Source organism: Bacteroides sp. K03, from assembly GCF_019734355.1.
In the GTDB taxonomy this organism is placed as follows: domain Bacteria; phylum Bacteroidota; class Bacteroidia; order Bacteroidales; family Bacteroidaceae; genus Bacteroides; species Bacteroides nordii.
On sequence record NZ_JAASHC010000046.1, the window covers coordinates 20,732 to 27,703 of the forward strand.

General features: G+C 40.8%; 5 protein-coding genes. All 5 read right to left on the bottom strand.

Annotated features, from left to right (window positions below; translation table 11 throughout):
• Window positions 1-77: 77 nt before the first annotated feature.
• Window positions 78-1,139, bottom strand: a complete 1,062-nt coding sequence (gene leuB, locus HCG69_RS20015; RefSeq protein ID WP_002560888.1) for a 3-isopropylmalate dehydrogenase — start codon at window positions 1,137-1,139, stop codon at window positions 78-80.
• 133 nt (window positions 1,140-1,272) lie between these two features.
• Window positions 1,273-2,805, bottom strand: a complete 1,533-nt coding sequence (locus tag HCG69_RS20020) for an alpha-isopropylmalate synthase regulatory domain-containing protein (RefSeq protein ID WP_221651486.1) — start codon at window positions 2,803-2,805, stop codon at window positions 1,273-1,275.
• Window positions 2,806-2,859: 54 nt separating this feature from the next.
• On the bottom strand, window positions 2,860-3,450 hold the full coding sequence (gene leuD / locus HCG69_RS20025; RefSeq protein ID WP_221651487.1) for a 3-isopropylmalate dehydratase small subunit: 591 nt from the start codon (window positions 3,448-3,450) through the stop codon (window positions 2,860-2,862).
• Window positions 3,451-3,528: 78 nt separating this feature from the next.
• The gene (gene leuC / locus HCG69_RS20030) at window positions 3,529-4,920 is read right to left on the bottom strand and encodes a 3-isopropylmalate dehydratase large subunit (RefSeq protein WP_221651488.1); all 1,392 of its coding nucleotides are present in this window, start codon (window positions 4,918-4,920) and stop codon (window positions 3,529-3,531) included.
• Between the two features lie 42 nt (window positions 4,921-4,962).
• The gene (locus HCG69_RS20035; protein ID WP_221651489.1) at window positions 4,963-6,459 is read right to left on the bottom strand and encodes a 2-isopropylmalate synthase; all 1,497 of its coding nucleotides are present in this window, start codon (window positions 6,457-6,459) and stop codon (window positions 4,963-4,965) included.
• Between the last annotated feature and the right edge of the window lie 513 nt (window positions 6,460-6,972).

Genomic DNA, 6,972 nt, shown 5'->3' on the forward strand with positions numbered 1-6,972 from the left:
CAAAGATACAATTTTCAAAGGCTAAAGTCAAGCTTTAGGCCCTTTTTATTTTTGTATCGAAGTTCTTTTACTGATCATCAGCTCTTCTTAATATAATCAACCACCCATTTACCAACTTCTTTGGTTCCATACTTTTCACCACCTTCTACCTGAATCTCCGGAGTACGTACCTTTTCGTCCAGTGATGCATCTACTGCTTTGCGAATCAACGCTCCTTCTTCTTTACAGTCAAAATACTCAAACAGCATAGCTACCGACAGAATTTGCGCCAGCGGATTAGCAATATTCAATCCCTTTGCCTGCGGCCACGAACCATGAATAGGCTCAAATACCGGAGTACTTTCGCCGGTTGAAGCAGAAGGGAGCAATCCCATAGAACCACTTATAACCGAACCTTCATCCGTGAGGATATCGCCAAAAGTATTTTCAGTCACCATCACATCAAAGAACTTCGGCTCCTGAATCATTTTCATTGCTGCATTATCCACAAACATATAGTCAGTGGTTACCTCAGGATAAGCAGGCGCCATTTCTTGTGCTATCTGACGCCATAAACGACTGGATGCAAGAACATTCGCCTTATCTACCACCGTAAGATGCTTGCGGCGTTTCATTGCATACTCAAAAGCCACCTTCAGTATACGCTCTATCTCCGGACGAGTATACATATTCGTATCATAGGCTTTGTCATTATCCTGATACTTCTCACCAAAATACATACCTCCTGTCAGCTCACGAATACAAAGGAAATCAGCTCCTTCTACCAGTTCTGCACGAAGAGGAGACTTATGAACCAGGCATTTAAAAGTCTGTACCGGACGGATATTGGCAAAAAGTCCCAGTTTCTTACGCATAGCCAACAGTCCCTGCTCCGGACGAACTTTAGCTGTAGGATCATTATCAAACTTCGGATCACCTACGGCTGAAAAAAGTACAGCGTCTGCTTCCTTACATACCCGATAAGTTTCTTCCGGAAAGGGATCCCCCACTTTATCGATTGCATCTGCGCCACAAATGGCGTATTCGTAATTTACTTTATGTCCGAACTTCTCGCAAACGGCACTCATTACCTCTACCCCCTGTACAGAGATTTCGGGCCCAATACCGTCACCTGCTAATACTGCAATTTTAAAATCCATGTTAATTAATGATTTAACGATTAGTGATTAGTGATCAATGATTAGTGATTAGTGATTAGTACCATTTGGTATGATAGCGCAGCCTGCTAATCACTTATCACTTCTCACTAATCACTAAAATTAATCACTATTATTAATATTCTTCTATTATATTCAGCATCTTAATAGTCGCCTTGATAGCCGCTTCTGTCTGGTCGGCATCCAAACCACGGGTACGAAACACTTTCTCACCAAAACTCCAGGTGATAACAGTCTGTACAAAAGCGTCAGTACGCCCACCGGGAGGAATACTTACTGCATAATTGATCAGCATTGGGAATTTCCGTCCCAGCGTCACCTTATAGATTTTGCGTAAAGCACGCACAAAGGCATCATACTGACCATCACCCGACGAACTTTCCTCATGAATCTGCCCGTCTATCTCAACACTCAACGTAGCCATCGGTTTTAACCCATGCGCCAGCGTCACAAAATAGCTTTTCAGTTTTACTTTATTATTCATACCGTCGTGTTTCAAGACATCAGAGATGATATATGGAAGATCTTCCTGTGTGACAAGTTCTTTCTTGTCTCCTAATTCGATGATGCGCTCAGTCACTTTCCGCATAGACTCTTCATCCAACTCTAAGCCAAGACTTTCAAGATTTTTACGGATATTCGCTTTACCCGAAGTCTTTCCGAGAGCATACTCACGGATCCGGCCAAATCGTTCGGGCAAAAGATCATTACAATAAAGATTACTCTTATTATCTCCGTCAGCATGTACCCCGGCCACCTGCGTAAATACATTTTCACCTACAATCGGTTTATTGGCAGGTATCACAATACCCGAATAAGATTCTACTACCCGACTTACATCGTTTAAACGACTTTCATCGATATTGGTAATAGCATTAAAATGATCTTTCAAGATAGCCTGCACACTTGCCAAAGGTGCATTACCTGCACGTTCACCCAATCCATTAATTGTTGTATGAAGTCCTTTAACTCCACTTAGTACAGCTGCAAGTACATTGCTCACTGCCAGATCATAGTCGTTATGCGCATGAAAATCAAAGTGTGTATCAGGGTAACGCTTCTTCATCTTCCGCATAAATTCAATGACTTGTAACGGATTCAATACCCCCAATGTATCAGGCAGCATAAAACGCTTAATACTTGTCTCTTTCAATGCATCGACAATCTGAAATACATATTCGGGTGAATCCTTCATACCATTGCTCCAATCTTCCAGATATACATTGACTTCAATATCCAGTTCATTGGCATAATTCACTACAGCAAGTATATCTTCGATATGTTCCTCCGGTGTCTTTTTCAACTGATACATACAGTGTTTCAAAGATCCCTTACACAACAAATTGATAACGCGGCATCCGGTAGCATGTATCCAATCCAGTGAAGTACGACCGTCAACGAAACCCAGTACCTCCACTTTCTGTAACAGATTTCTCCGCGCTGCCCAGTCGCAAATCATCTTTACCGCATCGAATTCTCCTTCAGACACACGTGCCGAAGCTATTTCTACACGGTCCACCTTCAGCTCTTCCAACAGCAGTCGGGCAATCATTAGTTTTTCATGAGGCACAAAAGATACTCCACTGGTTTGTTCACCATCGCGGAGAGTAGTGTCCATGATTTCTATTTTGGGATGATTATTTTTCATCGTTATTTAATATTGTTGTTATCATTTTTATGGCACACGGACAACGGAATTAATTCATTTTCTTTCCCACGCCTCTATCTTATCCTTATTCGTCAACAAAAAATCAATATCGTCCAATCCATTCATCAGACAATGTTTTTTATATGCATTAATCTCGAAGTGTTCACTCTTTCCGGTAGCTTTATTAGTAATAGTCTGTTCCGGCAAATTTACTTCCACCTCTGTTTTAGGATTTTTAAAGATAGAATCAAACAATTCCGCCAGAAACTCCTCTGTCACCACTACAGGCAATACAAAATTATTCAACTCATTATTCTTATGAATATCAGCAAAGAAGCTACTTACCACTACACGGAAGCCATATCCGGCTATTGCCCATGCAGCATGTTCGCGGCTAGAGCCCGAACCAAAGTTCTTTCCTGCTACCAATATCTGCCCTCCATAAATAGGATTGTTCAACACAAAGTCTTTATTTAATGAACCATCCGGATGGTAGCGCCAGTCACGGAAGAGATTATCGCCAAAAAACTTTTCTTCACGGGTAGTAGCTTTCAGAAAACGTGCCGGAATAATCTGGTCTGTATCCACATTTTCTAAAGGAAGAGGTACACATGTACTTGTTATGATATTGAATTTTGCTTTCATCTGTTTATTTACAATTTATTTCCTACGGTCATAAATATTATTTAATCTTTATCACATAGGTACGTTTACGATTTACAATTAAAGTTCTCTCGGATCTGTTATCACTCCTGTCACAGCTGCCGCAGCAGCTACGAGAGGACTTGCCAGCAACGTACGCGCTCCCGGTCCCTGACGTCCTTCAAAATTCCGGTTACTTGTAGAAACTGAATACTTACCAGCAGGAACCTTATCATCATTCATTGCCAGACAAGCTGAACATCCCGGCTGACGGATCGCAAATCCGGCTTCTTCCAATATTTTATCCAATCCTTCTTCCCGAATTTGTGCATCTACCATCCAAGACCCTGGTACCAGCCATGCTATTACATGTTCCGCCTTTTTCCTGCCCTTTACCAGAGAAGCAAATGCACGGAAGTCCTCAATACGTCCATTGGTACATGCACCTAAGAATACATAATCAATCTTCTTACCCAGTAACGGTTCACCCGGTTTAAATCCCATATAATCCAAAGATTTAATAAAAGAAGTTTTAGTCGTTTCATTCATTCCTTCCGTAGTCGGAATAGACTGTGTGATACCCATACCCATACCGGGATTTGTCCCATAAGTGATCATCGGCTCTATATCGGCTGCATCAAAACGTACTTCTTTATCAAAAACAGCATCAGCATCACTTTTCAGTGTTTTCCAGTACTCCATTGCTTTGTCCCATTCTTCTCCTTTCGGAGCATTTTCACGTCCTTTGATATATTCAAAGGTCACTTCATCCGGAGCTACCATACCGCCACGTGCTCCCATCTCAATAGAGAGATTACACAACGTCAGTCGGCCTTCCATACTCAAACTGCGAACGGCTTCACCTGCATATTCTACAAAATATCCGGTAGCACCACTGGTTGTCATTTTAGACATCATATAGAGTGCAATATCTTTCGCAGTCACTCCCTTGCCTAATTTTCCATCCACAGTAATACGCATCGTCTTGGGACGAGACTGCAATACACATTGCGAAGCAAGTACCATCTCTACCTCACTTGTTCCGATACCAAAAGCAATCGCTCCCATCGCACCATGGGTAGAAGTGTGTGAATCACCGCAAACAATAGTCATTCCAGGTAAAGTTAATCCACGTTCGGGACCCACTACGTGGATAATACCGTTCCTTTTATCCATCATACCGAAGTGAGTTAACCCGAAATCTTTCGCATTCTTCGTCAAAGTATCCACTTGTGTTTTTGATATCGGATCTTCAATGGGTTTGTCCTGATCATGCGTCGGTGTATTATGATCGGGCATGCAATATATTTTTTCCGGACGGAAACATTTTATTCCACGTTCACGCAGTCCGGCAAAAGCCTGCGGACTCGTTACTTCATGACAGTACAGTCTGTCGATATAGAGCTGAGTGGGACCATCTTCTACTGTGGTAACCACATGTGCATCCCAGATTTTATCAAATAATGTATTCATCTGTTTATTTACTATTTAGCGATTTACAATTTACGATTGAAATTACTTGGTGAATTTGTTAATACAGTCAATATAAGCTTCTACTGAAGCGGCAATAATATCCGTATTTGCTCCAAATCCGTAATACATCTGATTATCATATTCTACCTGCATATGCACTTTACCTACATCATCGCTACCTTTGCTAATGGCTTGAATAGTAAATTCTTTCAGTGTCATATGACGATCTATAATTCGTTTCAATGCTTTGATAGCTGCATCAACAGGACCATTACCACTAGCAGCTGCCTCAAATTTCTCTCCGGAAATGTTCAGACCCAGACTGGCAACCGATCGTACACCTACCCCACTTGTCACCTGAAGATATTCCAGTTTAATACGGTGATTCTCACTACGATCTGCCCCTGCCAATACTAGAATATCATCATCATGAATATCTTTCTTACGGTCAGCAAGTTTCAAAAATTCCTCATATACCTTATCCAATTTTTCCTGATCAAGCGTCACACCCAACATAGAAAGACGATTTTTCAAAGCAGCGCGTCCACTGCGTGCAGTCAATACGATGGAGTTATCATCAATACCCACATCCTTAGGATCAATAATTTCATAGGTTTGTACATTCTTCAGTACGCCATCCTGATGTATTCCCGACGAATGTGCAAAAGCATTACGTCCCACGATAGCCTTATTAGGTTGTACCGGCATATTCATCAAACTAGATACCATGCGGCTGGTGGGATATATTTTCTGTGTACTAATGTTGGTTTCTATCTCGATTTCATGATGGCTTTTGATAATCATTGCTATTTCTTCAAGTGCCGTATTACCTGCACGTTCGCCAATACCATTAATGGTCACCTCTACCTGGCGTGCACCATTCAGCACCCCAGCCATTGTATTAGCAGTAGCCATACCTAAATCATTATGACAGTGTGTAGAGATTATTGCATTTTCAATGCCAGAAACATGATCTACCAGATATTTAATTTTCGCTCCATATTCCGAAGGAAGGCAATATCCTGTTGTATCAGGAATATTCACTACAGTAGCACCAGCTTTAATAACCGCTTCTACCACCCGTGCCAGATATTCATTATCCGTACGTCCTGCATCTTCTGCATAGAACTCCACATCGTCTACAAAACGACGCGCATATTTAACAGCAGCTACTGCACGTTCGATTATTTCTTCACGGTTAGAATTGAATTTATATTTAATATGTGAATCAGATGTACCAATTCCCGTATGAATGCGTTTACGCTTAGCAAATTTCAATGCATCTACTGCTACATCAATATCTTTCTGAACCGCACGTGTCAACGCACAAATCGTAGGCCATGTCACGGCTTTAGATATTTCAATTACCGAATTAAAATCCCCTGGACTGGAAATAGGGAATCCGGCTTCAATCACATCTACTCCCAGTGTCTCCAGTGCTTTCGCTACCTGAATCTTTTCCACTGTATTCAATTGACATCCCGGAACCTGTTCACCATCACGAAGGGTGGTGTCGAAAATAAATAATCTGTCACTCATCTTTTATTGTTTTTAATCTGATTATACACTATTAAAAAAGCCTTTCGCACCAGGAAGTGAGAAAGGCTTTCGTATATTTTCATTATACACATTTACGCGCAACACTCACTTCCCCCGACCTTTGCCAGCAGAATAATAATACCACACAGTAGAATATGTATAAATGATTGATTCATCTTAGTTATCTCTTTTGTTATTTAACGGTACAAAGGTAGAGATTATTTCTTTCCCACCAAATAAAACGTTACTTTTTTATTCAAAAAAATATCATTCTATAAGATATAGACAGTTTTAACAACAAATATATAACAGAAAATCAGAAATAAAGCGTAAATCACACAAATCATTCTTTCACCACAGAGTTTCACAGAGGAACACAGAGTATTAATTATCCTGCATAAACAGAATAAATAAGAATACGACTTATTCCTCTGTGAAACTCTGTGTTCCTCTGTGAAACTCTGTGGTGAATACCAATAACGAAAAATCCCCCTTCCATCAATCATCTTGACG

What these genes read in the sequence shown, in the direction of transcription:
- HCG69_RS20020 (WP_221651486.1), bottom strand. Translation starts at nt 2,805, where the DNA reads ATGAAAAATAATCATCCCAAAATAGAAATCATGGACACTACTCTCCGC.
- leuB (WP_002560888.1), bottom strand. Translation starts at nt 1,139, where the DNA reads ATGGATTTTAAAATTGCAGTATTAGCAGGTGACGGTATTGGGCCCGAA.
- leuC (WP_221651488.1), bottom strand. Translation starts at nt 4,920, where the DNA reads ATGAATACATTATTTGATAAAATCTGGGATGCACATGTGGTTACCACA.
- HCG69_RS20035 (WP_221651489.1), bottom strand. Translation starts at nt 6,459, where the DNA reads ATGAGTGACAGATTATTTATTTTCGACACCACCCTTCGTGATGGTGAA.
- leuD (WP_221651487.1), bottom strand. Translation starts at nt 3,450, where the DNA reads ATGAAAGCAAAATTCAATATCATAACAAGTACATGTGTACCTCTTCCT.